The 24,097-nt window shown below is 72.5% G+C and carries 27 protein-coding genes and 1 tRNA gene; 9 read left to right on the top strand and 19 right to left on the bottom strand.

The window, feature by feature from the left end:
* Positions 1–52: 52 nt before the first annotated feature.
* The 4 genes from ABTW87_RS00650 to ABTW87_RS00635 all read right to left on the bottom strand — a co-directional run bounded on the left by ABTW87_RS00650 (position 53) and on the right by ABTW87_RS00635 (position 3,445).
* A complete protein-coding gene (locus ABTW87_RS00650; RefSeq protein ID WP_350647150.1) occupies positions 53–1,561 on the bottom strand; it encodes an FtsX-like permease family protein in 1,509 nt (502 codons plus the stop codon).
* Positions 1,558–2,259, bottom strand: coding sequence for an ABC transporter ATP-binding protein (locus tag ABTW87_RS00645; RefSeq protein ID WP_350647148.1), 702 nt, complete (start codon positions 2,257–2,259; stop codon positions 1,558–1,560). Before ABTW87_RS00645 ends, ABTW87_RS00650 begins: the two co-directional genes overlap by 4 nt.
* Complete coding sequence (locus ABTW87_RS00640) at positions 2,256–2,795, bottom strand: PadR family transcriptional regulator (RefSeq protein ID WP_350647146.1); 540 nt, start codon at positions 2,793–2,795, stop codon at positions 2,256–2,258. Before ABTW87_RS00640 ends, ABTW87_RS00645 begins: the two co-directional genes overlap by 4 nt.
* A gap of 74 nt (positions 2,796–2,869) precedes the next feature.
* Positions 2,870–3,445, bottom strand: a complete 576-nt coding sequence (locus ABTW87_RS00635; RefSeq protein ID WP_350647144.1) for a TIGR03086 family metal-binding protein — start codon at positions 3,443–3,445, stop codon at positions 2,870–2,872.
* Positions 3,446–3,476: 31 nt separating this feature from the next.
* On the opposite strand from ABTW87_RS00635, the gene ABTW87_RS00630 reads away from it, so the two are divergent.
* Positions 3,477–4,304 (top strand): DUF6597 domain-containing transcriptional factor, encoded by an 828-nt coding sequence (locus ABTW87_RS00630; protein ID WP_350647142.1) that lies wholly within the window; start codon positions 3,477–3,479, stop codon positions 4,302–4,304.
* 323 nt (positions 4,305–4,627) lie between these two features.
* Here ABTW87_RS00630 and ABTW87_RS00625 read toward each other — a convergent pair whose 3' ends face one another.
* The 6 genes from ABTW87_RS00625 to ABTW87_RS00600 are packed head-to-tail and all read right to left on the bottom strand — an operon-like array spanning position 4,628 to position 10,214.
* Positions 4,628–6,166, bottom strand: coding sequence for a SpoIIE family protein phosphatase (locus ABTW87_RS00625; RefSeq protein WP_350647140.1), 1,539 nt, complete (start codon positions 6,164–6,166; stop codon positions 4,628–4,630).
* A gap of 2 nt (positions 6,167–6,168) precedes the next feature.
* Positions 6,169–7,497: an ATP-binding protein gene (locus ABTW87_RS00620; protein ID WP_502891513.1), complete on the bottom strand. Its 1,329-nt coding sequence runs from the start codon at positions 7,495–7,497 to the stop codon at positions 6,169–6,171.
* 17 nt (positions 7,498–7,514) lie between these two features.
* Positions 7,515–8,531, bottom strand: a complete 1,017-nt coding sequence (locus ABTW87_RS00615) for a SpoIIE family protein phosphatase (protein ID WP_350647582.1) — start codon at positions 8,529–8,531, stop codon at positions 7,515–7,517.
* A complete protein-coding gene (locus tag ABTW87_RS00610) occupies positions 8,528–8,947 on the bottom strand; it encodes an ATP-binding protein (RefSeq protein ID WP_350647136.1) in 420 nt (139 codons plus the stop codon). Before ABTW87_RS00610 ends, ABTW87_RS00615 begins: the two co-directional genes overlap by 4 nt.
* Positions 8,944–9,357 carry an STAS domain-containing protein gene (locus tag ABTW87_RS00605; RefSeq protein WP_350647134.1) on the bottom strand — a complete coding sequence of 138 codons (414 nt, stop codon included), beginning with the start codon at positions 9,355–9,357 and terminating at the stop codon, positions 8,944–8,946. Before ABTW87_RS00605 ends, ABTW87_RS00610 begins: the two co-directional genes overlap by 4 nt.
* Positions 9,357–10,214 carry an STAS domain-containing protein gene (locus ABTW87_RS00600; RefSeq protein WP_350647132.1) on the bottom strand — a complete coding sequence of 286 codons (858 nt, stop codon included), beginning with the start codon at positions 10,212–10,214 and terminating at the stop codon, positions 9,357–9,359. The genes ABTW87_RS00605 and ABTW87_RS00600 overlap by 1 nt, the downstream gene beginning before the upstream one ends.
* 163 nt (positions 10,215–10,377) lie before the next feature.
* Between ABTW87_RS00600 and ABTW87_RS00595 the strand changes: the two genes are divergently transcribed.
* Positions 10,378–10,734 carry an STAS domain-containing protein gene (locus ABTW87_RS00595; protein WP_350647130.1) on the top strand — a complete coding sequence of 119 codons (357 nt, stop codon included), beginning with the start codon at positions 10,378–10,380 and terminating at the stop codon, positions 10,732–10,734.
* A 6-nt stretch (positions 10,735–10,740) separates the two neighbouring features.
* On the opposite strand, the gene ABTW87_RS00590 is transcribed toward ABTW87_RS00595, so the two are convergent.
* Positions 10,741–11,922 carry an MFS transporter gene (locus ABTW87_RS00590; RefSeq protein ID WP_502891512.1) on the bottom strand — a complete coding sequence of 394 codons (1,182 nt, stop codon included), beginning with the start codon at positions 11,920–11,922 and terminating at the stop codon, positions 10,741–10,743.
* 278 nt (positions 11,923–12,200) lie between these two features.
* Between ABTW87_RS00590 and ABTW87_RS00585 the strand changes: the two genes are divergently transcribed.
* The 7 genes from ABTW87_RS00585 to ABTW87_RS00555 all read left to right on the top strand — a co-directional run bounded on the left by ABTW87_RS00585 (position 12,201) and on the right by ABTW87_RS00555 (position 17,397).
* Positions 12,201–12,884: a FadR/GntR family transcriptional regulator gene (locus ABTW87_RS00585; protein ID WP_350647126.1), complete on the top strand. Its 684-nt coding sequence runs from the start codon at positions 12,201–12,203 to the stop codon at positions 12,882–12,884.
* A 39-nt stretch (positions 12,885–12,923) separates the two neighbouring features.
* Positions 12,924–13,382: a large conductance mechanosensitive channel protein MscL gene (mscL, locus tag ABTW87_RS00580; protein ID WP_350647124.1), complete on the top strand. Its 459-nt coding sequence runs from the start codon at positions 12,924–12,926 to the stop codon at positions 13,380–13,382.
* An 82-nt stretch (positions 13,383–13,464) separates the two neighbouring features.
* A complete protein-coding gene (locus tag ABTW87_RS00575) occupies positions 13,465–13,710 on the top strand; it encodes a hypothetical protein (protein ID WP_350647122.1) in 246 nt (81 codons plus the stop codon).
* Positions 13,711–13,739: 29 nt separating this feature from the next.
* Positions 13,740–14,096 carry a hypothetical protein gene (locus tag ABTW87_RS00570; RefSeq protein ID WP_350647120.1) on the top strand — a complete coding sequence of 119 codons (357 nt, stop codon included), beginning with the start codon at positions 13,740–13,742 and terminating at the stop codon, positions 14,094–14,096.
* 79 nt (positions 14,097–14,175) lie between these two features.
* On the top strand, positions 14,176–14,895 hold the full coding sequence (locus tag ABTW87_RS00565) for a PP2C family protein-serine/threonine phosphatase (protein ID WP_350647118.1): 720 nt from the start codon (positions 14,176–14,178) through the stop codon (positions 14,893–14,895).
* A 47-nt stretch (positions 14,896–14,942) separates the two neighbouring features.
* On the top strand, positions 14,943–16,136 hold the full coding sequence (locus ABTW87_RS00560) for a GNAT family N-acetyltransferase (protein ID WP_350647116.1): 1,194 nt from the start codon (positions 14,943–14,945) through the stop codon (positions 16,134–16,136).
* Positions 16,137–16,221: 85 nt separating this feature from the next.
* Entirely contained in the window at positions 16,222–17,397 is a 1,176-nt protein-coding gene (locus ABTW87_RS00555) for a hypothetical protein (protein ID WP_350647580.1), read from the top strand.
* Positions 17,398–17,400: 3 nt separating this feature from the next.
* Here the strand turns inward: ABTW87_RS00555 and ABTW87_RS00550 are convergent, their stop codons facing one another.
* From ABTW87_RS00550 to ABTW87_RS00515, 8 genes are all read right to left on the bottom strand, one after another.
* A complete protein-coding gene (locus ABTW87_RS00550; protein ID WP_350647114.1) occupies positions 17,401–18,462 on the bottom strand; it encodes an NAD-dependent epimerase/dehydratase family protein in 1,062 nt (353 codons plus the stop codon).
* Between the two features lie 84 nt (positions 18,463–18,546).
* Entirely contained in the window at positions 18,547–19,023 is a 477-nt protein-coding gene (locus ABTW87_RS00545; protein ID WP_350647112.1) for an anthrone oxygenase family protein, read from the bottom strand.
* Between the two features lie 129 nt (positions 19,024–19,152).
* Positions 19,153–19,290 carry a hypothetical protein gene (locus ABTW87_RS00540; RefSeq protein ID WP_350647110.1) on the bottom strand — a complete coding sequence of 46 codons (138 nt, stop codon included), beginning with the start codon at positions 19,288–19,290 and terminating at the stop codon, positions 19,153–19,155.
* Positions 19,291–19,712: 422 nt separating this feature from the next.
* Positions 19,713–19,784 (bottom strand) — tRNA-Lys (locus ABTW87_RS00535).
* Between the two features lie 147 nt (positions 19,785–19,931).
* Positions 19,932–20,858, bottom strand: coding sequence for an LLM class flavin-dependent oxidoreductase (locus ABTW87_RS00530; protein ID WP_350647578.1), 927 nt, complete (start codon positions 20,856–20,858; stop codon positions 19,932–19,934).
* Positions 20,858–21,916 (bottom strand): phosphotransferase, encoded by a 1,059-nt coding sequence (locus ABTW87_RS00525; RefSeq protein ID WP_350647108.1) that lies wholly within the window; start codon positions 21,914–21,916, stop codon positions 20,858–20,860. Before ABTW87_RS00525 ends, ABTW87_RS00530 begins: the two co-directional genes overlap by 1 nt.
* 11 nt (positions 21,917–21,927) lie before the next feature.
* Positions 21,928–22,986, bottom strand: coding sequence for a tryptophan--tRNA ligase (gene trpS / locus ABTW87_RS00520; RefSeq protein ID WP_350647106.1), 1,059 nt, complete (start codon positions 22,984–22,986; stop codon positions 21,928–21,930).
* A 29-nt stretch (positions 22,987–23,015) separates the two neighbouring features.
* Entirely contained in the window at positions 23,016–24,068 is a 1,053-nt protein-coding gene (locus tag ABTW87_RS00515) for an aminotransferase class I/II-fold pyridoxal phosphate-dependent enzyme (protein WP_350647576.1), read from the bottom strand.
* Positions 24,069–24,097 lie beyond the last annotated feature (29 nt).

The following is a 24,097-nucleotide window of genomic DNA, read 5'->3' as shown; positions in this document are numbered from 1 at the left end:
CCGGGCCTCCGGTGCCATCAGCGCCGTCGCCCGGCCGGCGCGTTACACCCGGTCAGGTCGTCCGCAGCTCCTCCACCGTCGTACCGGCCCGGAGGAACAGCACCCCGGCGGCGACCGTCACCAGCACCGCGGCGAGGGAACCGCCGCCGAGCAGCGCCAACTGCTCCAGCGGTACGACCGGCGGCTCGGTGACCCGCTCCACCCACTCGGTCCGGGCGTACCGGTCCCAGCCCCCGGGCTCGGAGCAGACGTCGCCGGCGTCGCAGATCGTCTGCAGGTGGCCGCCGTTGGACGGCGTGCGGAACAGGCCACGCGCGAGGAGCAGCCCGACGGTGAGCGCGACGGCGACGGCCGGTACGGCGGGTGCGAGCGACTGCCACGCGATGGCCCGACCGAGCGTCGCCCGGGGCACTCCGGTGGCGACAAGTGCCGCGTACGCGCGGCGCCGGGCGGTGACGCCCTCCACCACCGCGACCAGCAGCCCGCCGGCGGCGATCAGCACGGCCACCGCGACGGTGAGGTCGACCAGGTCCATCGTTCTCAGGTAGAACGGGTCGTCCGGTATTCCGGAGCCGGTACGCCGGGTCAGCCTGAGCTCCGCCTCGAAGTAGGCGCGCATCCCGGCCGCCCCGGCGCCGATGAGCACGGCCGCCAGCAGCGCGGCGAAGGTGCGACTTCCGGCCCACGGGTCGGCGGTGAGCCGGCGGGCGGCGAGCAGCGCGGCCGGCCGGCGGGCCCAGCGGTGCAGCACCCGTCCGGCCGCGTACGAGAGCCAGCCCGTCCCGGTCACCACGCCGATGGTGGCCGTCAGGCCACCGACGATCAGCAGCGTCGGCGGCAGCCACTCGGGTGGTTCGCTGTCCCGCCGCGCGTACCAGAGCCCGACCGGCTGGTACGCGCTGAACGCGGCCAGCCCCAGCACGATGAGCAGTCCCGGCCACGGGCGCGGCCCCCGGGTGCGTACCCGGCGCACCACACCGAACGGCGTGGTGGTGACCCGGCGCAGCATGAGGACGGTGACCAGGGCGGCCGCCAGCGGCAGTCCGAGCACGAGCGCGGCAATGGTGCCGGTCGCGGGCAGCACGTCGGTGGGCAGCGCGAGTTGGCCCCGCTCGTCCGGCCGGTGCAGGAGTCCCCGGCCGCCGAGGTACACAAGCAGCCCGGTGACCGTGCCCAGGAGGCTCGCGAGACCGGTCTCCAGGACGGCGATCCGGGTCACCTGGGCCGGGGTGGCGCCCGCCAGCCGGAGCGCGGCCAGCCGGCGGTCCCGGGCGGGGGCGCCGAGCCGGGCGCACTGGCCGGCCAGCGCGAGCACCGGGATGGTGAGCAGCGCCAGCGCGAACGCGGTCCCACCGCGCAGGCCCGGCTCGCGCAGCAGCGCGTTGCCGTACTGCTCGGCCTGCGCCCACGGGTCACCCGGCACCTCGGGGATGGCCAGCACGGTGAGCGCGGCCAACCCGGCGAGGGTGGCCAGCCCGGCGCTGAGCGCGGTCAGCGCGACCCGGGCCGCGTCGGTGCGGGTGCCCGCGAGGGCCAGGCGGAGCGAGGCACCCGGCCTCACCGCCGCTCCCCGAGCAGTGGCGAGTCGAGGCCCAGGCCGCTCTGGTCCACCAGGCCGTCCCGGAGGACGACCTCCCGGTCGGCGTACGCGGCGATGCGCGGCTCGTGGGTGACCAGGACGACCGAGGTGCCCTGTTCGCGGGCGAGCCGCACCAGCTGGGTGAGGACCTGCTCGCCGGTGAGCGTGTCCAACGCGCCGGTCGGCTCGTCCGCGAACAGCACCCGCGGCTCGGTGACCAGGGCCCGGGCGGTGGCGCAGCGCTGCTGCTGCCCGCCGGACATCTCGCCGGGCCGGACGTCGGCCAGCTCCGCCACGCCGAAGCGCTCCAGCCAGGTCAGCGCCGCCGTCCGCGCCTCCCGCCGCCCCGTGCCGGCGAGAAGCAGCGGCAGCGCGACGTTCTCCGCCGCGGTCAGCTCGGCGACGAGCTGACCGAACTGGAACAGCACGCCGAACTCGGTGCGCCGCAGCCGCGAGCGGGCCGCCTCGGACCAGGTGTCGATCCGGTGGCCGTGCCAGGTCACCTCGCCGGCGTCGGGCCGTAGGATGCCGGCGAGGCAGTGCAGCAGCGTCGACTTTCCGCAGCCGCTCGGGCCGGTCACGGCGATGATCTCGCCGGCGTCGACGTCGAGGGTGATGCCGCGCAGGGCGGGCGTCGGCCCGTACGCCTTGACCACTCCGCGAGCCTGTAGTTGCGTCACGTGTGCACCTCCCGGTGCCAGTCGGCGACCCGGTCCAGGGTGGTGTGCAGCCACCGCAGGTCGGCGTCGAGGTGGGCGATCGCGAAGTCGAGGGCGACGACGTCGTCGAGCGTGGCCGACGGGGCCGCCTTGGCCGCGGTCAGCTCACGCAGCCGTTGGGTGTGTGCCCGCCGCTGGGCGATCAGCCAGGCGCGGGCCCGGTCCACGTCGGCTACCAGCAGCGCGACCGTGACCTTGGCGAAGAGGGTGCTGGCGACGTACGGCATGGGCGGCTCGACCTCGGTGAGCCAGCGGTCCAGCGTGGCCCGGCCGGCGTCGGTGAGCGTGTACGTGGTGCGGTCCGGGCCCGCCTCCCGCTCCTGGCCGGCGGTGGCGACGAGCCCGTCGCGCTGCAACCGGCCGAGCGTGGCGTAGACCTGCCCGAAGGCGAGCGGCCGGGCCCGGGGCAGCCGCTCGTCGTGTGCGCGCTTCAGCTCGTAGCCGTGCCGGGTGCCGCCGCTCGCGAGCAGCCCGAGTAGTACGTGCGGAGTGGACACCTCCGCCACTATTCACTGAGCGAATAGCGGTGTCAACGGTCCCGGCGGCGCCCGCGCGCCGCCGGGACCGACGGTCAGCGCGTGCCGGCCGCCCAGACCGGGTCGCGGCCGGTGCCGGCGAGAAGCCGGTCCAGGTCCGGAAGGTCGGCCCGGGCGGGCACCGCCTCGGCGAAGACGCCCATCTTCCGGGCGTTCGGGCCGAGCTGCTCGACCAGCTCGTGCAGGGCCCGGACCGCCTCGGGCGCCGGCTGGTACGGCTGGCCGGTGGCGACGGCGAGGTCCCACCCGTGCACGGTCAGGTCCAGCAGCACCATGCCGCCCACCGTCGCCTGCGGCAGGCCCATGCCGGGGGACACACCCTCCAGGCTGGCCGGATCGGCCCAGGCGTCGATCAACCGCCGCGTCTCGGCCTCGAACCGGTCCCGCCAGCCGTCGTTGAGGAAGTCCGGCTTGTCGGCCCACTCGGCGGGACGTTTCGCCGCCAACTGCTGGAAGTTGACCACCACCTGGAAGAGGTGGTTCATCAGGTCGCGCACCGCGTACTCGCTGCACGGCGTGGGAAGGTCGAACTGGTCGTCGGCGATGCCGCGGACCACCGCGACGGTACGCGGGGCGGCGGCCGCCAGGAGGTCGCTAGTCTTTGTGGCCATAGCGCCAGCGTATGAGGGCGGTCTTGAAGAAATGCGACAGCAGCCGCGCGTCGACAACCGGGGCATCCTCGACCCGGCACGGCTGCACCGGGCGGTACGTTTCCGCCGGCACCTGCCCGCCCCGGCGTTGCACCGGTGGGTGGAGCACTACTGGTTCATCGACTGGGAGCTGACCGAGCCGCTCACCCAGCAGATCGTGCCGCACCCGGCGGTCAACGTGGTGTTCCGCCGCGACGGCGACGGCGACGGCGACGGCCGCGAGGCCGGCGAGGTGGCCGGAATCGGGCTCGAACTCTTCTCGATCACCCTCGCCGGATCCGGCCGGGTCAGCGGGGTGCAGTTCCGTCCGGGCGGCTTCCGGCCCTTCTGGCGCCGGTCGGTGGCGGAGCTGACCGGGGGGCGGTGGTCGTTCACCGCGCTGGCCGACCGCTGGCCGCCGGCCGCCGCCGGGGCCGGTGCCGGCCACTGCGCGGGTACGGACACCGAGCGCCGCCGCGCCCTCGACGCCCTGCTGACCGGCTGGGCACCCCGGCCCGACCCCGTGAACGACGAGGTGATCGCCCTGGTCGAGGCGATCCGCCGGGACCGTGGCGTGCTGCGCGTCGACGACGTCGCCGACCGCCACGGCATCCCGGTCCGGCGGCTGCAACGGCTGTTCCTGACGCACGTCGGCGCCGGCCCGAAGTGGGTGATTCGCCGCTACCGCCTGCAGGAGGCCATCGAACAGGCGGCCGGGGGCGTGCCGGACTGGGCCCGGCTGGCCGCCGAACTGGGCTTCAGTGACCAGGCCCATCTGGTCCGCGAGTTCGCCGCGGTCACCGGCAGCACGCCGGCCGCGTACGCCCGCTCCCTGGTCTGACCGGCAGTCGGGCTGCGCGGCGAAGGCCGAACGCGTCCGCCGCGGCGCGGCCCCAGACCTGCACGTTCCGTCACAGCATGTGGCCGGCGACAATCCCGCTGCCCCCTTTGCTCTGCTTCAACGGACGCAACAATCACTGACGGTGCCGGCAAGTAAGGTGTCCGCGCTCCGCGGACGCGGCCAAAGCCGCAGGTAAAACGACTTGTGCGTATGAGTAAGCAGAGCAAAGGCGGACGAGGCCGTCGCCGGGCCCGGAAGAGGCATCACGGACGGTGAGATGGTTCGCCGTCGCGTCAGGTAACGACGGGCGGGCCGTACCGGGGTCAGCGGCGGCGGAGGGCGACCACAGCCACGTCGTCCTGGATCTCGGGCGGGGCGAGCTCGACGAGAAGCCGTTCGCAGAAGCGGTCCAGGTCGTCGTCGACTGTGGCGGCGGCCACCGCCAGGGCGCTCAGCCCGTCGTCGATGATCGTGTCCCGCCGCTCAATCAGGCCGTCGGTGTAGAACACCAGCGTGGCGCCGGCCGGCAGGACGAACTCCAGGTCCGGCGGGCGCGGCGCCCGCACGCCGAGCAGCGGCGCGGACTGCTGCACGAACTCGACCTTGCCGTCGTTGCTGAGCAACGGCGGCAGGTGACCGGCGCTGGCCAGCCGTACGTGACCGGTCGGCGGGTGCAGCAGCAGGACGCAGATCGTCGCCAACTCGGCGGGCAGCAGCGCCCGCATCAACTCGTTCACCCGGTGCAGGATCTCGCCCGGCGGGTGCCCCTCGATCGCGTACGCCCGCACCGCGTGGCGCAGCTCCGCCATCACGGTGGCCGCGTGCAGCGAGTGGCCGGCCACATCCCCGATCGCCAGCAGCAGGTGCCCGTCGAGCATCACCAGCTCGTAGAAGTCACCACCCACCTCGGTCCGCGCGCTCGCCGGCTCGTAGCGCACGGCGAGATCGAGCCCGGCGATCTCCGGTATCCGGCGGGGCAGCAGGCTGCGCTGGAGGGTGACCGCGATCCGGTGCTCCTCGTCGAAGGAGCGCTGCGCCTCCACGGCGGCCGCGACCGCCTGGGCGAGCTGTACCAGCACCGGTGTGCGGGCGGTCTGGGTGGCGGTCGGCACGACCACGTAGAGCGGTGCCCGGTCCTCGCGCAGCCGGGCGGCGGCCACGGTGACCGTGTCCCCGGCCGGCCAGTCCACCAGGTCCCAGCCGGCCGGGTCCTCGACGCGGACCGTCGCGCCGGTCGGGACACCGGAGTCGTCGACGATCCACGGGATGACGGCCGCCGCGCCGTCGGGGCCGGTGGCGACCCCGGCCAGGCAGTCGCCGTCGAAGGTCTCGGCGATCACCGCGGCCGGACTGCGGAAGATCCGCGCGGCGCCGGACGCCGCCTCCTGGAGCAGCCGGGCGAAGTTCGGCGCGGCGTGCACCGCCATGGTGGTGTCGGCGAGACCGAGCAGCCGTTCGGCGAGCAGCTCCGCCCGCTGCCGGGCGCGGTAGTAGCGCAGCACCGCATGGGCCGTGGCGACCAGTTCCTCCGGCTCGATGGGCTCGGCCAGGTACGCGTCCGCGCCCCGGGTGAGCCCTCGCGCCCGGTCCGTCACGTCCACGGCGTGCGCAGACACGTGGATCACCGCGATGGCGGGGTGGTCGGCCTTGATCCGCTCGCACACCTCGAACCCGCTCACGTCCGGCAGCCGGACGTCGAGCACCACGAGGTCGATCGGGTCCGTGCCGACCCGGGCCAGCGCCTCGGCCCCGTTCTCCGCCTCCAGCACCGTGAAGCCGGCCCGGGAGAGCCAGCTCACCAGCAGGTACCGCTTGGTGCGACTGTCGTCGACCACCAGGACGGTCGCCGGGCCGCCGTCCACGGTCAGGCTCCGTCCACCGGCAGGGAGACGGTGAACGTGCTGCCCGCACCGGGCGCGCTGGTCAACTCCAGCGTTCCGCCGAGCAGGTTCACCAGGCGTCGTGCGTACGGCAGGCCGAGGCCGGTGCCGCCGACCCGGGTGGCGCCCGGCACCTGGTAGAACTCCTCGAAGATCCGGTCCTGCAGCTCGGGGGCGATGCCCGGGCCGGTGTCGGACACGCTGAGCAGCCAGCGGTCACCGGCGCGTCGGGCCCGCAGCCGCACCTCGCCGCTCTCGGTGAACTTGAGCCCGTTGTGCAGCAGGTTGCGTAGCACCTGGGCGAGGAGGACCTCGTCGGAGCGGAGTGTGGCCGGGGCGGGCGGCTCCTCCACCACCAGCTCGACGTCGGGCCGGGTGGCCAGCGCCCGCAGCGTGCCGCGCAGCTGGCCGAAGATGAGCCGCAGGTCCACCTCGCCCCACGTCGGCTCGATCCGCCCGGACTCCGCCTTGGCCAGGTCGAGCAGCTCGTTCACCAGGGCGAGCAGGTCGGCCGCCGACGAACGGATCAGCCCGACCTGCCGGGCCTGCTCGGCGGTGAGCGGATCGGAGGCCGAGTCGGCAAGCAACCGGGCGAGCCCGATGATCGCGGTGACCGGCGCGCGCAGCTCGTGGCTGACGTTGGCCAGGAACCGGCTCTTCGACTCGCTCGCCGCGCGCAGCTGGGCCGACTTCTCGTCCAGCTCGCCGTAGAGCGCCACGACTCCCCGGTTCGTCTCCTCCAGCTCCTCCGTGAGCTGGTTGTAGAGAGCCATCACCCCGCGGTTGGTCTCGGCCAGCTCCGCGTTCAGCACCGCCAGCTCGTCGCGCTGGCTGCGTACCTCGTCGAGAGCGGCGATGAGCTGCTCGTTCTGCGCGGCCAGCTCGTCGAGGGCGCTGCCGGGCGCGCTGCCGGTGAGCGCGGCTCGCAGTTCGGCGAGGCGCTCGGGGGTCAGCACCGGCGCGGTGGCCGGGACGCGTCGGGTCATCCTCACGACCGTATCCTCCCCTCCGCCCAGGACGGCCAGGCTGTCGACCAGTCGCGCCACCGCTCCCGACTGCGGCTCGTACCGCCCGCCGGGCAGCGGCCGGAGCGGGGCGAGGTCGACCCGGAGGTGACGCCTACCGTCAACGGCGTCGTCGACCGCGGCGAACGTCACGTCCGCGCCACCGGCGGCGCGGAGCAGGTCGCGGGCCACCTCGCTGAGGGCGGTGGCGAGGCGTACCTGGTCCTGGTGCTCCAGCCCCACGATCGCGGCGACCTCCCGCCCCCGCTGCCGTACGACGAAGATGTCGTGCTCGACGCGCAGCGCCATCTGCAGCAGCGCTCCGGTCACGGCGCCCCCTTGGCGACCAGGACGCAGGCGTCGTCGCGCCGCGTACCGGCGTCGCGCAGCAGGGTCGCGGCGACCACGAGGGGCGACCGCCCGGCGAGACCCGGGTGGTCGTCGAGCTGCCAGCGGTCGACCACCCCGTCACTGTGCATCACGAGCAGGGCGTCGGGTGGGAAGGGGTACTCGTACTGGCGGATCACCGGGCGCTGGTGCCCGGCGATGCCGGGCAGCGACACGAGGCCGCGGCGGTGCCCGGCGCCGTCGATCACGGAGCCGGAGACGTTCCCGAGGCCGGCGTACCGGAGCAGGCCGGCCGCCGGGTCCGGCTCGGCGACCGCCAACGCCGCGCCCCGGGTGTGTGTCATGGCGCGGTGCAGGTGCTCGACCACCGTCGCTGGCGACGCGGCCGGCGCCCGCCGGAACGCCTCGGTCGCGGCCTCGGTGGCGGCGGCGGCGAGCGGCCCGTGTCCCAGGCCGTCGCAGGCGAGCACCTGCCGTCGGCCGTCGACGACCCGCCAGGCGTACCCGTCGCCGCTGACCTGCTCACCGGCCAGTGGCCGGGTCAGCGCGCCCACCCACGACGGCCCGGGGTCGGCGTCCCGCGGCCAGACCTGCACGGCGAGCACGGTGCCCCGGCCCGGCCGGGAGTACCCGTCGAACCAGGTGGCCTGCCGGACGATCGCGCCGAGACCGATGCCGAGCGTGCCGGTGGTGGAGTGCCCGTCCCGGGAGGAGACGGTCAGGTCCGCCATGCCGGGGCCGGAGTCGATCGCGATCAGCTCCACACCGGCGTGCCGGTCGCCGCGGACCGGCCGGAGCAGCAGCACACCCTCGTCGGCGTGCTTGACCAGGTTGCTGGTCAGCTCCGCGGCCACGATGGCGAGGTCGGCGATCCGGGCCGCACCGAGGCCCAGGTCGGTGCCGAGCCGTTCGGCGGCGCGCCGCACCGCACTGGCGGTGCTCCCGGCCTCGACCCGGAACCAGCTCCCACGGTCGGTGACCGCGTCGCCGGTCATCGGGACCACTTGGTGACGGTGACCGTCGTGCCCTGTCCCGGCGCCGTCTTGATGTCGAACTCGTCCACCAGCCGGCGGGCACCGCTGAGCCCGAGGCCGAGCCCGCCGCCGGTGGTGTAGCCGTCGGTGAGGGCCAGGTCGAGGTCAGCGATGCCGGGCCCGGTGTCGGCGAAGACGATGTGTACGCCCCGGCGCCGCCCGTTGTCGACGGTGCTCACCTCGACCAGGCCGCCCCCGCCGTGGACGAGGGTGTTGCGGGCCAGTTCGCTGGCGGCGGTGACCACCTTGGTCTGGTCGACCAGGGAGAGCCGGACCGCCACTGCGGCCGTCCGCACGAGCTGCCGCACCCGCACCACGTCCTCGTCGCTGTGGACCGTCTGCGCCTGCGGCTGACCCAGGTCCACGCTTGTCGTCATGGCGTGGCCGTCGTTCCGGCGTCCGGTTCGTCGTCGAGTTCCACGTCGTGCCCGTCGGCGCGGGCCGCCGCGATCAGTTCCATGCCCCGCTCCACGTTCAAAGCGGTGCGGATGCCGTTGAGCGACAGCCCCAGCTCGACCAGGGTGATGGCGACCGCGGGGCGCATCCCGACGACGACGGTCTCGGCGTCGAGCACCTTCGAGATGGACGCGATGGTGGAGAGCATCCGCCCGACGAAGGAGTCCACGATGTCGAGTGCGGTGATGTCGATCACCACGCCGTGACTGCCGGTGGCCACGATCCGCTCGGCCAGGTCCTCCTGGAGCTGGACGGCCGTCTGGTCGGACATGTCGACCTGGATGGAGACCAGCAGGATGTCGCCGATCTTGAGAATCGGCACCCGGTCCATCAGGACTCCCGCCGGGACCGGCGGCCGGTCTCCACGCCGGTGAGCCGGAGCACGTGCCGCAGGGCGTCGGCGAGGCTGGCCTTGGTGGCGATGTCACCGAACTCGATGCCCAGCGCGACGATCGTCTGGGCGATCTGCGGCCGGATGCCGGAGATGATGCAGTCGGCGCCCATCAGGCGGGCCGCCACCACGGTCTTGAGGATGTGCTGGGCGACCTGGGTGTCGACCGCCGGCACACCGGTGATGTCGATGATCGCGTACGGCGAGCCGGTGTCGACGAGGGTCTGCAGCAGCCGCTCCATCACCACCTGGGCGCGGGCGGAGTCGAGGGTGCCGACCAGCGGGACGGCGACCACACCCTCCCACAGCTTCACCACCGGGGTGGACAGCTCGAGCAGCTGCTCGGCCTGGTCGGCGATCAGGCTCTCCCGGGTGCGGACGTAGCTCTCGAAGGTGAACAGCCCCATCTGGTCGATCAGGGCGGCGAAGGCCACGTAGTCGCGCAGCGCCGAGCTGGTCTGCTCCGCGTCGAGGAGCTCCAGCAGGGCCTCCTTGAGGGCGAACACGCTGACCGCCGTCTCGGTGGCGGAGAAGCCCTGCCGGGCGCGGTTGCGGGACAGCTCGCCGAGGACGGCGCGCAGCTCGGCGCCGTGTTCGGCGTCGAGGTCGAGGACGCCCTGCTCACCGACGGTGACCATGCCGCGGTGCAGCTCCTGCACCTGCCGCAGCAGCTCGGCCTGGCTGAGCCGGCCGCGCAACGACCCGGCGACGGTCTCCGTCCACCGCTTGGTGATCTGGTCGGCGTGGCTGGTCAGCAGACCCACCAGTCGACTGCTCTGCTCGGCGCTCAGCGCCATGACAACCCCCCTCGACCCGGACCGGGCGGACTCTATCACCGCACACCCGACAGCTACTTGTCGAGAAGCAACGGAATGACGGCCGACACCACACACCACGGCCCGATCTGCGTACGACCCCGTTCGTGGGATACCGTTTCCCCGATAACAGGAGGTCTGGCGAATGTCCTTGACGGTGCACACGGAACAGCGCGGCGATGTCGTCGTCGTGTCGGTCGCGGGCGAGCTGGACATGGCGACCGCACCGCAGTTGCAGGACCAGATCACCGACCTGCTGGACAAGGGCCGCAGCCGGCTGGTCTTCGACCTGGCGGACGTCTCGTTCTGCGACTCCACCGGCTTGTCGGTCTTCGTCCGCGCCAAGAACAGCTGCGACGAGGCCGGCGGCGTCGTGCGGTTGGCCGCCCCGCAGCGGGGCGTGCTGCGCATCCTCGAGGTCAGTGGCCTCGTCGAGGTGCTGCACACGTACCCGACGGTCGACCAGGCCGTCGCGGGCGACCCCACTCCGGCCTCCTCCTGACCTCGGTCACGCCTCGTCCTCGACGTACCGGGGCCGGGCGATGACCAGGCCCGCGCCGGTCTGCACGACGAGAGCCGCCAGCAGGAACCCGATCGGCGCGGTCCAACCTCCGGTCGTCTCGTGGAGCACGCCGACCAGCAGGGGCCCCAGCGCCGCGATGACGTAGCCGGTGCTCTGCGCGAACGCGGACAGCGCCACCGTCCCGTCGGCGGTGCGGGCCCGCAGCCCGATGGTCGTGAGGATCAGCGGGAACGCGCCCTGCCCGACGGCCAGCAGCATGACCCACAGCAGCGCGCCGTCGTGCGGCCACCACATCAGGCCCAGGTAGGCCAACGTCGACGCGACGGTCAGGGACAGCACGAGAGGTCGCAGCGTGCGCAGTCGCCCGGCCAGCGTCGGCATCAGCAGCGCGATCGGGACACCCAGCGCGGTCACCCCGGCGAGCAGCAGGCCCGCCGCCTCCGGCCGGTAGCCGGCGTCCCGGAACAGCTGCGCCAGCCAGCCCATGATCGCGTACCCGCTGAGCGACTGCGCGCCGAAGTACAGCGCCATCGCCCGGCCGAGCCGGGTGCGCGCCGGACGTACCCGGACGCGGGCGGTGACGGCCGTCGGGGTCGCCCGTCGGGCCGCCGCGCGGGCACGCAGCGCCAGCGGCACCCACGGAAGTACGGCGACCGCGGCCAGGCCGGCCCAGACGCCGAGCCCGGCGCGCCAGGAGCCGAAGGCGTGCGCGACCGGGACCGCCGAGGCGGCGGCCACCGTCGTGCCGAGGGTCAGGGCCATCGTGTACGCCCCGGTGACCAGCCCCGTCCGGTGCGGGAAGTGCTGCTTCACAAGCATCGGCAGGAGGATGTTCGCCACCGCGATCCCGGCCAGTGCCAGCGCGCTGGTGAGCACGAAGACCAGCGCCGAGCCGGTGACCGCCCGGAGCACCTGCCCAGCGGCGAGCGCGACCATGGCGAACACCAGCACCCGGGCCGGAGCGACCCGGCGGACCAGCCACGGGGTGAGCGCGCCGAGCCCGGCGAACGCGACGGTGGGCAGCGTGGTGACCAGGCCGGCCATCGCCCCGGAGAGGCCGAGCCCGGTCCGCACCTCGTCGAGCAGCGCGCCGAGGCTGGTGACGGCGGCCCGCAGGTTCAGCGCGACCAGCAGCATCCCGACGAGCACGAGCGCACCCCCGCGCAGCGCGCCAGCCGCCCCCGCCCCGCCGCCCGCAACCGCCCCGCCGCCCGCGACCGCCCCCGCCCCGCCGCCCGTGGTCGCCCCCGCCCCGCCGCCCGTGGTCGCACTTTCGGGGAAAGTGCGGCCTCCCGCGTTCTGGTGGCCGCTCTTTCGGGGAAAGTGCGGCCTCCTGGTGGGCGCGGGGGTGGTGGGCGCGGGGGTGGGGGTGGCCGGGGGTGGTGGCGGGGTCATGGGTTCGAACCTACAATCATGGGATGAATTTCCGGCAGGGGTTGTAACCGGTGACACGCGCCGCTGATTCCGTCGCCGTGCCGCCACGCGGTCGACGGGTGCAGGAGACCATCACCCAGCTCCGCGAGCGGATCCTCGGCGGCGAGTGGCCGGTCGGCGGCCGGATCCCGACCGAGCCGCAGCTCGTGGCGGCCCTCGGCGTGGGGCGCAACACCGTCCGCGAGGCGGTCCGCGCCCTGGTGCACGCCGGGGTGCTGCAGTGCCGGCAGGGCTCGGGGACGTACGTGGTGTCGACCGACGAGCTGGCCCCGGTGGTGGCGCGCCGGCTCAGCGACGACCGGATGGCCGAGGTGGTCGAGGTACGGCGCGCCCTCGAGGTGGAGGCCGCCCGGCTGGCCGCGCTCCGGCGTACTCCCGACGACCTGGCGGCGCTCGACGGCGCGCTCGACGCCCGGGAGGCCGCGTGGCGCGGCGGCCGGGTGGACGAGTTCGTGGAGGCCGACGCCGCGCTGCACACCGCGGTCGTCGCGGCCGCGCACAACGGCATGCTCGCCGAGCTGTACGCGTCGATCGGCGCGGCGATGCGCGGCACGCTGACCCAGTCGATGGGCGACGCGCTGGAGCCGGAACGCTACGTCGACCACGCCCGGCTGGTGGACGCGATCCGGGGCGGCGACCCGGAGCGGGCGGCGGTCGAGGCGGGCGCTTTTCTGGAGCCGCCGTCGCGGGCATAGGTTGTGCCGGACGGAAGACCGGACACCTCGGGAGTACGGATGCTCAAGGGCTTCAAAGACTTCATCATGCGCGGCAACGTGGTCGACCTGGCGGTCGGCATCGTGATCGGCGCCGCGTTCACCGGCGTGGTCACCCAGCTCACCAAGTCGTTCCTGGAGCCGCTGATCAAGCTGCTCGGTGGTGGCACCGCCCTCACCGCCGGCAGGTGGACGATCAGCGGGCAGGTCTTCGACTGGGCGGCGTTCCTCAACGCGATCATCACCTTCGTGCTCACCGCCGCGGTGCTGTACTTCCTCGTGGTCTTCCCGATGAACAAGCTGGCCGAGCGGCGGCAGCGGGGCGAGGAGCCGCCGCCGAAGGCGCCGAGCGAGGAGATCAAGCTGCTCACCGAGATCCGGGACGCGCTGGTCGCGGCCGGCCGCACCACCCCCACCCAGCAGCGCGGCGCCCTCGACGACGCGCTCGGCCGGCGGGAGGAACCGCCCACCCGGTACTGAACGTCGCAGCAGCACGACGGCCCTCGCGGGAATCCCGCGGGGGCCGCGTATTTTCGTACGTCTGTTCGATAGAGTCCCCGCCATGGAGCAGCGGAAGCACTGGTGGAACGGGAAATGGGGCCGCCTGGCCCGGCGGGACGTCTTCCTCCGGGTCGACGCCGACCGGTGGTACGTCGAGCAGCGCGCCGGCGGGTCGGAGGGCGTCTCCAGGTTCTACGAGTACGACACCGCCGAGGAGGCCGAGGAGACGGTCCGGGCACTGCTCCAGGGCACCGGCACGTGGCGCGAGCTGTCGCCCCGCCCGCCGGGCGGCTGGGGTGGCGTTTAGCGCGAGGATCGGCCGGGAACCGCGCCTGCATGAGCGAACAGCAGGTCCTCTCCCGGGTCACCACCGGGATGCCGGTGGTCGACGCCGCCGGCACCGAGATCGGCACCGTGGACCTGGTCCAGCGCGGTGACCCGAACGCGGTGACCGTGCAGGCACCGACCGCCGACCCGGGCAGCAGCCTGGATGAGTTGATCGAGGCGACCGCGGTCGAGGAGCCGGACGTGCCGGCCGATCTGGCGGCCCGGCTGCGGCACGCCGGTTACCTGAAGGTCTCCACCGATCGGGTCCGTACCGGAGCGGTGTACGTGCTTGCCGATCAGATCGCGACCGTCACCGACGCGGTCCGCCTGGACGTCCCGCTGGCGCAGCTGCCGGCCGAGGAGTGAGGAGTCGGGGCGCGACTTTCCCAATCCACCCACGAGCGCGTAGAGACGAACGGAGGGTGTTCTTGGCAAGCTTGATCCCATGACGCTGATCCTCCGCTCGGCCATCCTCAACGACATCGGCCTGGTCCGGACCAACAACGAGGACTCCGCGCTGGCCGGCGAGCGCCTCGTCGCTGTCGCCGACGGGATGGGTGGCCTGCCTGCGGGCGAGGTGGCGAGCGAGATCGTCATCCGCATCCTGGATGAGCTGACGCCCCCGACCACCCCCGAAGAGGCCGCCGACGCGCTGCGCGCCGTCGTGAGCACCGCGAACCAGCGCATCCACGCCGCCATCACCGTCGACCCCGCCCGCGAGGGCATGGGTACGACGCTGACCGCCGCGCTGCTCGCCGGCGACACACTGGTGCTGGCCCAGGTCGGCGACTCCCGCTGCTACCTGCTACGGGACGGGGAGCTGACCCAGCTGACCCGGGACGACACGTTCGTGCAGGCGCTGGTCGACCAGGGCGCGCTCTCCCCCGAGCAGGCCCGCCACCACCCTCAGCGGTCGCTGGTCACCCGCGCGGTCCAGGGCACGGACACCCCACCGGCGATCGGGACCCTCACGGTGGCGGCCGGGGACCGGCTGCTGTTGTGCAGCGACGGCCTGTCGGACTACGTGGAGCACGCCGCGATCGCCGCCGCGCTGGCGGGGTACGGCGACCGCCAGCTCTGCGGGGAGCAGCTGGTCAAGCTCGCCCACCAGGCCGGCGCGCCGGACAACGTCACGGTTGTGGTCTCCGACGTCACGGCGGCCTGACCGGCAACCCGGTTGCGGGCGGCGCCGGGCCGGGTTGGGATGGACGGATGACCATCCGGCGGGTGTCATCCTCCAAGGAACGTCTGACCAGCAGCTTCCCGCTCCAGGCGTACGCCTTCGAGGCCTCCCCGCGCAGCGCGGCGCGGGCCGAGGAGTTCCGCGCGTACCTGCCCTACAACCAGGGCAACCGGACGCTGGTCGTGGAGGAGTCGGGGGAGACACGCGCCGCGGTCTCCGCCATCCCGATGCGGCAGAACCTGCGCGGCCGGGTGCTCCCGATGGCCGGCGTCGCCGGGGTGGTCACCCACCCGTTGGCCCGCCGGCAGGGGCACGTCCGCACCCTGCTGCACCGGCTCCTCGACGAGATGCTCGACGACGGGCACCAGCTCACCGCGCTCTGGCCGTTCCGCCCGTCGTTCTACGAGCGGTTCGGGTACGTGGGGCTGCCGATGCCGCGTACCGCCACCCTGCCGGTGGCCGACCTGGCGCCGCTGGTGCGGGCGGAGCTGCCCGGTGAGGTGCGGTGGGAACGGATCGGCGCCGGCTACCCGACGTGGCGCACGTTCACCGAGCGCTGCCTGCGGGAACGGCACGGCTTCGCGATCTTCCCCGACTACCGGGACGTCGCGCTGCGCGACCGGGACGAGCGGTGGCTGCTGACCGCCCGGGTCGACGGTGCGGTGGCCGGCGCGGTGACCTACCGGATCGAGGACCACGGCGGCACGCTCGCCGCCGACGACCTGCTCGCCACCGACCCGTACGCCCGGGCGCTGCTCCTGCAGTTCTTCGCCCGGCACATCGACCAGGTGGCGACGGTCCGGTTCGACGTGCCCGCCGACGAGACGCCCGAGCTGTGGCTCACCGACCTGGAGGTGCACGTCGAGACGCGGATCACCCGCCCGGGCTCCTGCGCGCCGATGGCCCGGCTGCTGTCGACGGACGCGCTGGCCGGGCTGCCCGCCGGACCGGGCCGGGTCCGGGTGGAGCTGACCGGGGACCGCTGGCTGGCCGGGACGTACCTGCTCGACGGCACGACCGGGGCGCTGGAACTGGTCCGCGGTGAGGCCGGCACCGCGCCGTCCGCCACCCTGACCGCCGCCGGCCTGTCCGGCTTGGCGTACGGGGTGCTGGACCCGGTGGAGGTGCAGCTGCGCGGGCTGGGCGACGTGCCCGCCGACGCCGCGGCCGAGCTGCGCCGCCTGTTCCCGCGCCGGCTGCCGTACCTCTTCGCGGACTTCTGACGCGACCGGCCCGGCACGCGTTCCTTAGGTCCTCCTTAACGGTTTCAACGTCCGGCCCGCCCGCTCCTACCATCACGGGGTGCGCCTGAAGCCCGCCGCCGTCCTGGCCGCTCTGGCCGTCGCCGCCGCGACGCTGTCCGCCTGCGGTTCCGCCGAGCCGGGGACGCCGGCTCCGGTCGCCGCGTCCTCGGCGGCCCCGTCCGCCACGTCGTCAACCGCGGACCAGCCGGCCGCCCGGACCGGCCTGGGTGCTCCGTCGCCCAGCCCGCGCCCGTCGACGCGCCCGGCGGCAGCCGGGAACCCGGACGGCCGCGCCGCCGTGCCGGCCGAGGCGCGGGCGGTCGACACCTCGAGGCCGACCCGCACGATCGGCACCGGCACCCCGGCGAGCTGCACGTCCGCGGCGGTGGTGAAGGCGGTCGCGGCCGGCGGGATCATCACCTTCGACTGCGGGCCGGACCCGGTGACCATCGCCATGACGGCCACGGCCAAGGTGCGCAACGCGAACGGGCCGAAGGTGGTCCTGGACGGCGGCGGCCGGGTCACCCTCAGCGGCCAGGGGAAGCGGCGGATCCTCTACATGAACACCTGCGACCGGGCCCAGGGCTGGACCACCTCGCACTGCCAGAACCAGGACCACCCCCAGCTCACCGTGCAGAACCTGACCTTCGCCGAGGGCAACTCCACCGGGGAGGAGGCCGAGGGCGGCGGTGGCGGTGCCATCTTCGTCCGCGGCGGCCGGTTCAAGATCGTCAACTCGCGGTTCGTCCGCAACCGGTGCGACCGCACTGGACCGGACCTGGGCGGCGCGGCCGTACGGGTGCTCAGCCAGTACGAGAACAAGCCGGTGTACGTGGTGAACAGCACCTTCACCGGCGGCTCCTGCGCCAACGGCGGCGCGTTGAGCAGCATCGGCGTCTCGTGGGTGGTGTTGAACAGCGTGCTGCGTGACAACGAGGCGATCGGGCGGGGCGCCAACCCGGCCCGGGCCGGCACGCCGGGCGGTGGCAGCGGTGGGGCGATCTACTGCGACGGCAACGAGTTCAACGTCCGGATCGCCGGCACGGTCATCGAGGGCAACGACGCGAACGAGGGCGGCGGGGCGATCTTCTTCGTCAGCAACAACCGCACCGGCACCCTGCGGATCGAGAACTCGACCCTGCGCCGCAACCCGAGCCGGGGCTTCGAGACCCGGGGCTTCCCGGGCATCTTCTTCCTGGGCGCCCGCCCGCCGACGGTCAGCGGATCGCGCCTGAGCTGACCCTCAGTAGGGGTTGCCGTGGCCGGGGACGAGGTTGCGGGAGGCGTTCAAAGCCCGGGCCATCGGTGGGGTCCGGGTGTGGGCTCCCTCGGCCATGCCGGCGAAGAGTTCCTTGAGGGCGCTCAGGGCGTCGTGGCGCGGGGTCCAGCCCAGCTCGGTCTCGGCGCGCTCGCTGGACATCAGCGGCACGTTCAAAGCCAGCTCCACCCAGCCGGCGTCAATGGGTTGCAGCCGGGCCCGCCAGGTCAGCGCGGCGGCGGTGCGCAGCACCGGGCCGGCCACCGGCACCGTCCAGCCGTGGAAGTGCCGGGCCACCAGCTCCGGGGTGAGCACCGGGTCGGCCGCGACGTTGAACGGGCCGCGCGCGTCACCCAGCACCGCCCGGGCGTACGCGTCGGCCACGTCGTCGGCGTGCACCGCCTGCATCCGCAGCCGCCGGTTCGTCGGCACCAGCGGCAGCCGGCCGTACTTCAGCAGGCGCAGCGGCACGAACGGGCCGATGAAGTAGCGGGCGATCTCGGTGGCCGCCGCCCGCTGGAAGATCAGCCCCGGTCGCAGGCGCACCACCCGCAACTCCGGGTGCTGCCGCTCCACCCGGTCGAGCAGCGCCTCGACCTCCGCCTTGTCCCGGCTGTACGAGGAGCCGGCCACCCCCGTCGCCGGCCAGCGCTCGCTGACCGGGCGGTCCTTGGGCCCGGGCGCGTACGTGCCGACCGACGACGCGTACACCAGGGCCGGCACGCCCGCCCGGACGACCGCGTCGATCACCGCGCGGCTGCCGCCGACGTTGGTCCGGTGCAGCACCCGCTGGTCATGGCTGGGCTGGATCTGCCACGCGAGGTGCACCACCGCCCCGGCGCCCGCGAACACCTCGGTGAGCTGGTCGACCGCCCCCGGCGTCCCGATGTCGCACGAGTGCCACTCCACCCGGTCGTACGGTTCACCGGCGTCCGGGCCCGGCAGCCGCCTGGCCACTCCGGCGAGGTCCAGCCCGCGTTCCCGGCGCAGCCGGCGCAACAGCCCGGTGCCGGCGTTGCCGCTCGCTCCCACCACCACGATCCGCATGTCCGGCCCCGTACCCGGTCTTTCGCCCGCCAACCGCCCAGCGCCACCTGCGTGACAAGATCGCGCCTTCCTGCGCGATCTTGCTCAGGCGGCCAGCAGGGCGCCGACCAGCGCGGCGAAGGCGGCCACCGAGGCGACCGTTCGGACCAGGTTCGAGCGCACCCAGGGCCCCTCGAACCGGTCCCGCACCGCGGCCAGGTCGCCGATCCGGTCCACCGGACCGGCCGCGTCGAGCTGATTGTTGAGCGGGACGTTCACCCGCATGGTGACCCCGAACATCACCAGGTGCGCCACCAGCGCGGCGACGCTCCAGGCGAGCACCGGGCCGTCGCCGAGGTGCAGCGCGACGGCCAACGCGGTAAGTGCCGGAGCGCCGAGGAACACGATCAGGAACCAGCCGTTGAGGATCTTCCGGTTGATCGACTGCATCGTCCCGACCAGGGTCCGCGCGTCGGTCGCGGCCAGACCCGGCATGACCGAGCAGGCGTACGCGAAGAACAGCCCGGCCGTCAGCCCGCTGGTCAACGTCGCGGCCGCAAGCGCGGCGAGACGGATGGACATGGCATTACCTCCCCGTCTGCTGGGCGGCCGGCGGCGACAAGTCCTCCCTGGCCCGCTTCGGAGCTGCCCCGTTCACGTCATCACCTCCGCGCCCTCCGGTCCATCCTTTCAGGATCTACACTTGGCCGGTCAGCGCGGGCGGGCCCAGGCGATGAAGCGGTCGGTCAGGTCGGGCGCGTCGTACCGGTCGAGGTGCCCGGCCGCCTCGGCCTGAAGGGTGCCGAGGTAGATCAGGAGTGCAACCCAGTCGACCCGGTACTCGGCCAACAGCCGCAGCTTCGCCGGCGAGCACGGCCACGCGATGCCGCAGGCGGCACAGCGCCAGGTCGGTCGCGACGGTACGTGGGCTCGCAGGCGACCCCGGTGCCGAACAGGTAACCGTCCTCCGGCACCCGGATCACATCCCCGACCTCCATCGCGGGCGGCTGGGCCACGCTGGGCTTGCGAAGTGCCCCACCAGATGGTGCTGAGGTCGCCCATCGCCCGCTTCAGGTCAGCGATGTTGTCGACGTCGGTGAGTGGTGATGTTCGCGCCACCTTGACGATCCCACCAAACGACAGCCTGGACTGCTGCGGTGTCGTCGGCCGCCAGAGCCTGCGGACTCAGTGCGGACTGAGGGCGTCGGCCCGAACCTTGACGCGGTCCGTCCGGGTCGTCGGCCGCATGCTTGAACAGGGATAACGGTCGGTGGGCCGCCTGGGACTCGAACCCAGAACCTAAGGATTAAAAGTCCTCAGCTCTGCCATTGAGCTAACGGCCCGTCGTGCCATCAGGCTACCCGATCACCCCGACTCGGGTTGATGCCCGCCGGGTGCTAGATCGCTGCCGATGGCAGTCCGCTGGCCGCCGGCCAGAAGAACCAAAGCGACACCACGCCCGCGCAGCCGGGATGCGACCGCCAGCCCGTCTACGGACCTTGGGAGCTAGAGAAGATCGCCATAGCTTGTGCAGCGAGCTCAAGCTGCTGGTTGTCACACACGGCGAATGGCGCTCCGAAGGCGCAGATGACCTGCTCGACGCCCGCTTCCCCCCATCGGCGGAGCTGCTGGGCAACTTCCGCCGGTGTACCGACCAGGCGGGACTGTGCCCAGCTCTGTAGCGAGACGTCAGCCAGTGCGTTGCCGGGGGCGCAGCGCTGCAGCATGCGCCATCTTCTCTCAAGGTCGTCGTTGTCGCGGCCGATGAGCGTCGTCAGGCCCAGAGACCGCCGAACCGCCACGGGGTCGCGCCTGTGACGTTGGCAGGCTTGCCGCAACGTCGCATCCCGGTGCCGGTATTCGGCGATCGTGCTGTCCCATGCGGTGTTCCACCCGTCCGCGATCGCGGCGACCTCAAGTAGCTTTGGGCGCTTCCCGGCAACCCAGACGGGCACGTCCGGCACTTGCCGCTGAAGGAAGCGGACCATGTCCGCGAGCGATGCCAGTCGCTGTCCTGCTGGCGGGAAGTCCAGGCCATTCGCCCGGTGTTCCGACTCGTTCCATCCGGCTCCGACGGCGACGTCGAGTCGCCCGGCGGCGAGTTCGTTCACGGTCGTCACCATGCGTGCGAGAAGGTTGGGGTTCCTGAATCCGATGGGCGTTGCCAACGAGCCAATGCGGATGCGGGTGGTCGTGGCCGCGATCGCGGCCAGCAGGGTCCAGCACTCGGCCGGCTCCTGTCGTCGCTCTGGTCGCCCTGCCGCGGCGACGTCGACCCAGAAGTGGTCGGAGACCCACACTTGGTGGAATCCCGCGTCCTCGGCCAGGGTGGCGTAGTCGATCGCCCGTCGGGCGATGGAGGGCTGCGGTGTCGGGAAGGAGAAGGGGTAGTGCGGCAATGCCAGCCCGAGCTGCATCACGCCGCCGCCCGTACCGGCGCCGTGAGCAGCCGCATGGCCGGATGACGTGTGTGCTCGCCAGTGGTGAGCCGGACGCATTCGCCGAGCAGTGGTGCGATGAGGTGACGTCGCCCGGCCAGCACGGCTCGGGGTATCTCCCGCAGCAGAAGCAGTGCAACATATCGCGCCACGTCACTGAGATCCTGCTCTGTGCGGGTCGACGTCGTCATTCGCCGGTACGCTTCGGCCGCCGGATCCCCGAACCGGCGCAGCCGGGGCGATTCACCGATGACGTAGTCCAGCACGAGCCCGTCGGGTCCCGCTGTGACCGTGCCGGAGGCGTGGTCCAGGAGGTCGCGGACGTACCAACTGCCGATCAGGTGGCTGACCATCATGCGCCAGTCGTGGTGCTCGCCGGACCATTCCCAGTCCACGAGGTGCCAGGTCCCGTCATGGGCGACCAGCACGTTGCCGGCGTGCGGGTCGCCGTGGCAGGTGACCCGGAAGTCGGGTCTGCCGACGCCGAAGAGCCGCTCGAAAGCCCCAGCCCACGAGCCCATGTCGCTTCCGTTGATCACAAGGCCCGACCACGCTGACGGTGGTTCGAGGTCTGTGGTGAGCGCGTCCTCCAGCCCTTGAAGGCCGCGCCTGCACCGCAGATCGTGATTGCGGGTGGCGTGGGCGGGATCGAAACCGGGTCGGGCGGTTGACCGCCACACCGTGACAAGAGCGGCCACCACGTCCCGCCAGACCGCGTAAAGCTCCGGTGTCGGTCCGAGGCGGTCGATGGCCTCGTCGAGGCTCCACACGGCGGGTGCCGCCGTGACGATTACGTCAAGGCCGGCCTCGGCTGCGGTGCCGAGCACGGCCGGGGTGTGCGAGGCGAAGTACTTCTTCATGAGGGCGTGCCGTTGGGCCTGCACGGACGAGCTGACCCTTGGGTTGCGGGTGACCTTCGTGGCGACGGCCGCACCGCCGGGTTGCCGCAGGAGGAACACCTCAGCTCTCGAGGTCCCCGACCTGATTTTTCGCAGCAGGAAGCTGCCGGCCTGCCGGCCGGCTTCGTGGCTACTCATGAGGGTCCTCTTTACGCGGTGGTGGCTGCGGGTTTGCGGGACCGTTCGGCCTTGCGGCGGAGCTGTGTGTAGACGCCGGTGAGGCCCATCGCCTTGCGCGCCTCGAATACGGTCTGCTGAACCTCGCGTCGGGTGCGTTCGGTGCCCTCCACGATCAGTTCGTCGACCAGGCCCTTGTCGGCCTCGTAGCGAGCGCGTCGCTCGCGCATGGGGTCGAGGAACGCGTTCAGCGCGGTGGCGAGCTTCTCCTTGACCTCGACGTCGCCGACCTTGCCCTCGCGGTAGCGGCCCTTGAGGTCGTCAACCTCGGCCCGGTTGGGGTTGAAGACGTCGTGGTACTGGAACACCGGGTTGCCTTCAACCGTGCCGGGCACGTCCGCGCGGATCCGGTTCGGGTCGGTGTACATGCCCATGACCTTGCGGCGGACCTCGGCCGGCTCGTCGGAGAGGGCGATGGCGTTGCCGAGGCTCTTGCTCATCTTGGCTCGGCCGTCGGTGCCGACCAGGGTGGGCGTCTCGGCGCTGACCAGGTCGGGGACAGGGAAGACCTCGCCGTAGAGGTGGTTGAAGCGGCGGGCGATCTCCCTGGTGACCTCGACGTGCGCGGCGTTGTCCTTGCCGACGGGCACCACGTGGGCCTTGACGCAGAGGATGTCGGCGGCCTGCAGGACTGGGTAACCGAGCAGGCCGTACGGCATCTCCTCCTTGCCGGCGTCACGGGCCATGTCCTTGAGCGAGGGCACCCGCTCCAGGCGCGGCACGGTGACCAGGTTCTGGAAGAGGGTGTTGAGGTCTCCGACTTCCTGGATCGCCGACTGGAGGTAGAAGGTGGCGGCGTCCGGGTCGATCCCGGCGGCGAGGGAGTCGACCACCATGTCCCGGGCGTTCTGGGTGGCCCTCGCGATGTCGTCGCGGGTGTTCTTGGTGGTCAGCATGTGCAGGTCGGCGATGATGAAGAAGCTCTCGTACTTTCGGTGCAGCTTCACTCGGTTGGCGATGCTGCCGACGTAGTGGCCAAGGTGCAGTTTCCCGGTGGGGCGGTCACCGGTGAGCATCCGCTGAGCGGTCATGACGATGGGGCCTTTCGCGGCGTGACGGGTCAACGACGGTCGCGCAGGGCGCGCACCAACGGGGCGACGGTCGCCTCGTCGATGAGATGAACCTGAATCATCGTCGGAAGTCGCCATCGTGAGCCGTCACGGAACCGCAGCCCCCGGGCCCGGAGTAGAGCGAGGACTTGGTCGCGCCGGTCCCCGAGATCGATCAGAAGGAAGTTCGCGTCCGATCGGGCATACCCGATGCGCAGCCGGTCGAGTTCGGCGGTCAGTGTCGCGTACGCCCGCCGGTTGAAGGCGATGGTGCGCCGAAGGTTGCTGTCGTCGCCCAGGGACGCGCGTGCCGCCGTGGCGGCCAGCGCGCTGACGGCGTACGGAAGCCGATGTCGACGCAGCCGGTCGGCGTAGCCGGCGCTGGTGACCGCGTACCCGACCCTGGCACCGAGCAGACAGTGTGCCTTCGACAGCGAACGGCACACCACCAGCTCATCGCGCTCCTCAAGGAGTCGCGGCGTCAGCGCAAGGGGATGTGCCATGAACTCACCGTAGACGTTGTCAATGATCAGCTTCGCTCCGCTGGGCAGTCGAGGCGCGACCTCGGCCAGCAAGTCGGGCAACGGTACCGAGATGCCGGAGACAGTGTGGGGGATATCAACCAACACAGCGATGTGATCATCCTCCAGCGCGGCTCGCAGCGCCGCCAGGTCATGCGTGAGTGCGCCGCTATCCCACGCGACCTCGTCGTAGCGCAATCCGTTTCGGGTGGCGAGCTGTTCGTAGAGCTCGAAGGTGGGAGCGGTCGCGAGCACCGCCCCACCGGCTGAGGCTTGCTCACGCATGGTCCAGTCGAGGATCTCGGTTGTGCCTTGGCCAACCACGACCTGTTCCGCCGCTACCCCGGCGTACCGGGCGATCTCGGCCTCCAGGCCCACCGGCTCCCGGCTCGGTGGTCGGTACAGGCTGGGAGCGGCCTGGGTAACCGCCGTCGGTACGGCGCGACTTGTGCCGACACGAGCGAGCGCGACCTGTCGATCGTCACCGCGAACGCCGGCAACCACGTCGTCGAGGTGCTCGATCTTGCACTGCCCGCACAGCATCTCGCCGGCTCGGCATCGACGCGCCACGG

The sequence above is a fragment of the Micromonospora sp. NPDC126480 genome (genome assembly GCF_040302465.1).
Lineage (GTDB): Bacteria > Actinomycetota > Actinomycetes > Mycobacteriales > Micromonosporaceae > Micromonospora.
This window is presented reverse-complemented; position numbering and strand designations above follow the sequence as displayed.

What these genes read in the sequence shown, in the direction of transcription:
- ABTW87_RS00550 (WP_350647114.1), bottom strand. Translation starts at nt 18,462, where the DNA reads ATGCGGATCGTGGTGGTGGGAGCGAGCGGCAACGCCGGCACCGGGCTG.
- ABTW87_RS00575 (WP_350647122.1), top strand. Translation starts at nt 13,465, where the DNA reads ATGGAGCAGCGGAAGCACTGGTGGAACGGGAAATGGGGCCGCCTGGCC.
- ABTW87_RS00615 (WP_350647582.1), bottom strand. Translation starts at nt 8,531, where the DNA reads ATGACCGGCGACGCGGTCACCGACCGTGGGAGCTGGTTCCGGGTCGAG.
- ABTW87_RS00630 (WP_350647142.1), top strand. Translation starts at nt 3,477, where the DNA reads ATGCGACAGCAGCCGCGCGTCGACAACCGGGGCATCCTCGACCCGGCA.
- ABTW87_RS00610 (WP_350647136.1), bottom strand. Translation starts at nt 8,947, where the DNA reads ATGACGACAAGCGTGGACCTGGGTCAGCCGCAGGCGCAGACGGTCCAC.
- ABTW87_RS00605 (WP_350647134.1), bottom strand. Translation starts at nt 9,357, where the DNA reads ATGGACCGGGTGCCGATTCTCAAGATCGGCGACATCCTGCTGGTCTCC.
- ABTW87_RS00565 (WP_350647118.1), top strand. Translation starts at nt 14,176, where the DNA reads ATGACGCTGATCCTCCGCTCGGCCATCCTCAACGACATCGGCCTGGTC.
- ABTW87_RS00635 (WP_350647144.1), bottom strand. Translation starts at nt 3,445, where the DNA reads ATGGCCACAAAGACTAGCGACCTCCTGGCGGCCGCCGCCCCGCGTACC.
- trpS (WP_350647106.1), bottom strand. Translation starts at nt 22,986, where the DNA reads ATGACCGCTCAGCGGATGCTCACCGGTGACCGCCCCACCGGGAAACTG.
- ABTW87_RS00570 (WP_350647120.1), top strand. Translation starts at nt 13,740, where the DNA reads ATGAGCGAACAGCAGGTCCTCTCCCGGGTCACCACCGGGATGCCGGTG.
- mscL (WP_350647124.1), top strand. Translation starts at nt 12,924, where the DNA reads ATGCTCAAGGGCTTCAAAGACTTCATCATGCGCGGCAACGTGGTCGAC.
- ABTW87_RS00600 (WP_350647132.1), bottom strand. Translation starts at nt 10,214, where the DNA reads ATGGCGCTGAGCGCCGAGCAGAGCAGTCGACTGGTGGGTCTGCTGACC.
- ABTW87_RS00620 (WP_502891513.1), bottom strand. Translation starts at nt 7,497, where the DNA reads ATGGCGCTGCGCGTCGAGCACGACATCTTCGTCGTACGGCAGCGGGGG.
- ABTW87_RS00545 (WP_350647112.1), bottom strand. Translation starts at nt 19,023, where the DNA reads ATGTCCATCCGTCTCGCCGCGCTTGCGGCCGCGACGTTGACCAGCGGG.
- ABTW87_RS00530 (WP_350647578.1), bottom strand. Translation starts at nt 20,858, where the DNA reads ATGCAGCTCGGGCTGGCATTGCCGCACTACCCCTTCTCCTTCCCGACA.
- ABTW87_RS00560 (WP_350647116.1), top strand. Translation starts at nt 14,943, where the DNA reads ATGACCATCCGGCGGGTGTCATCCTCCAAGGAACGTCTGACCAGCAGC.
- ABTW87_RS00525 (WP_350647108.1), bottom strand. Translation starts at nt 21,916, where the DNA reads ATGAGTAGCCACGAAGCCGGCCGGCAGGCCGGCAGCTTCCTGCTGCGA.
- ABTW87_RS00515 (WP_350647576.1), bottom strand. Translation starts at nt 24,068, where the DNA reads ATGCTGTGCGGGCAGTGCAAGATCGAGCACCTCGACGACGTGGTTGCC.
- ABTW87_RS00595 (WP_350647130.1), top strand. Translation starts at nt 10,378, where the DNA reads ATGTCCTTGACGGTGCACACGGAACAGCGCGGCGATGTCGTCGTCGTG.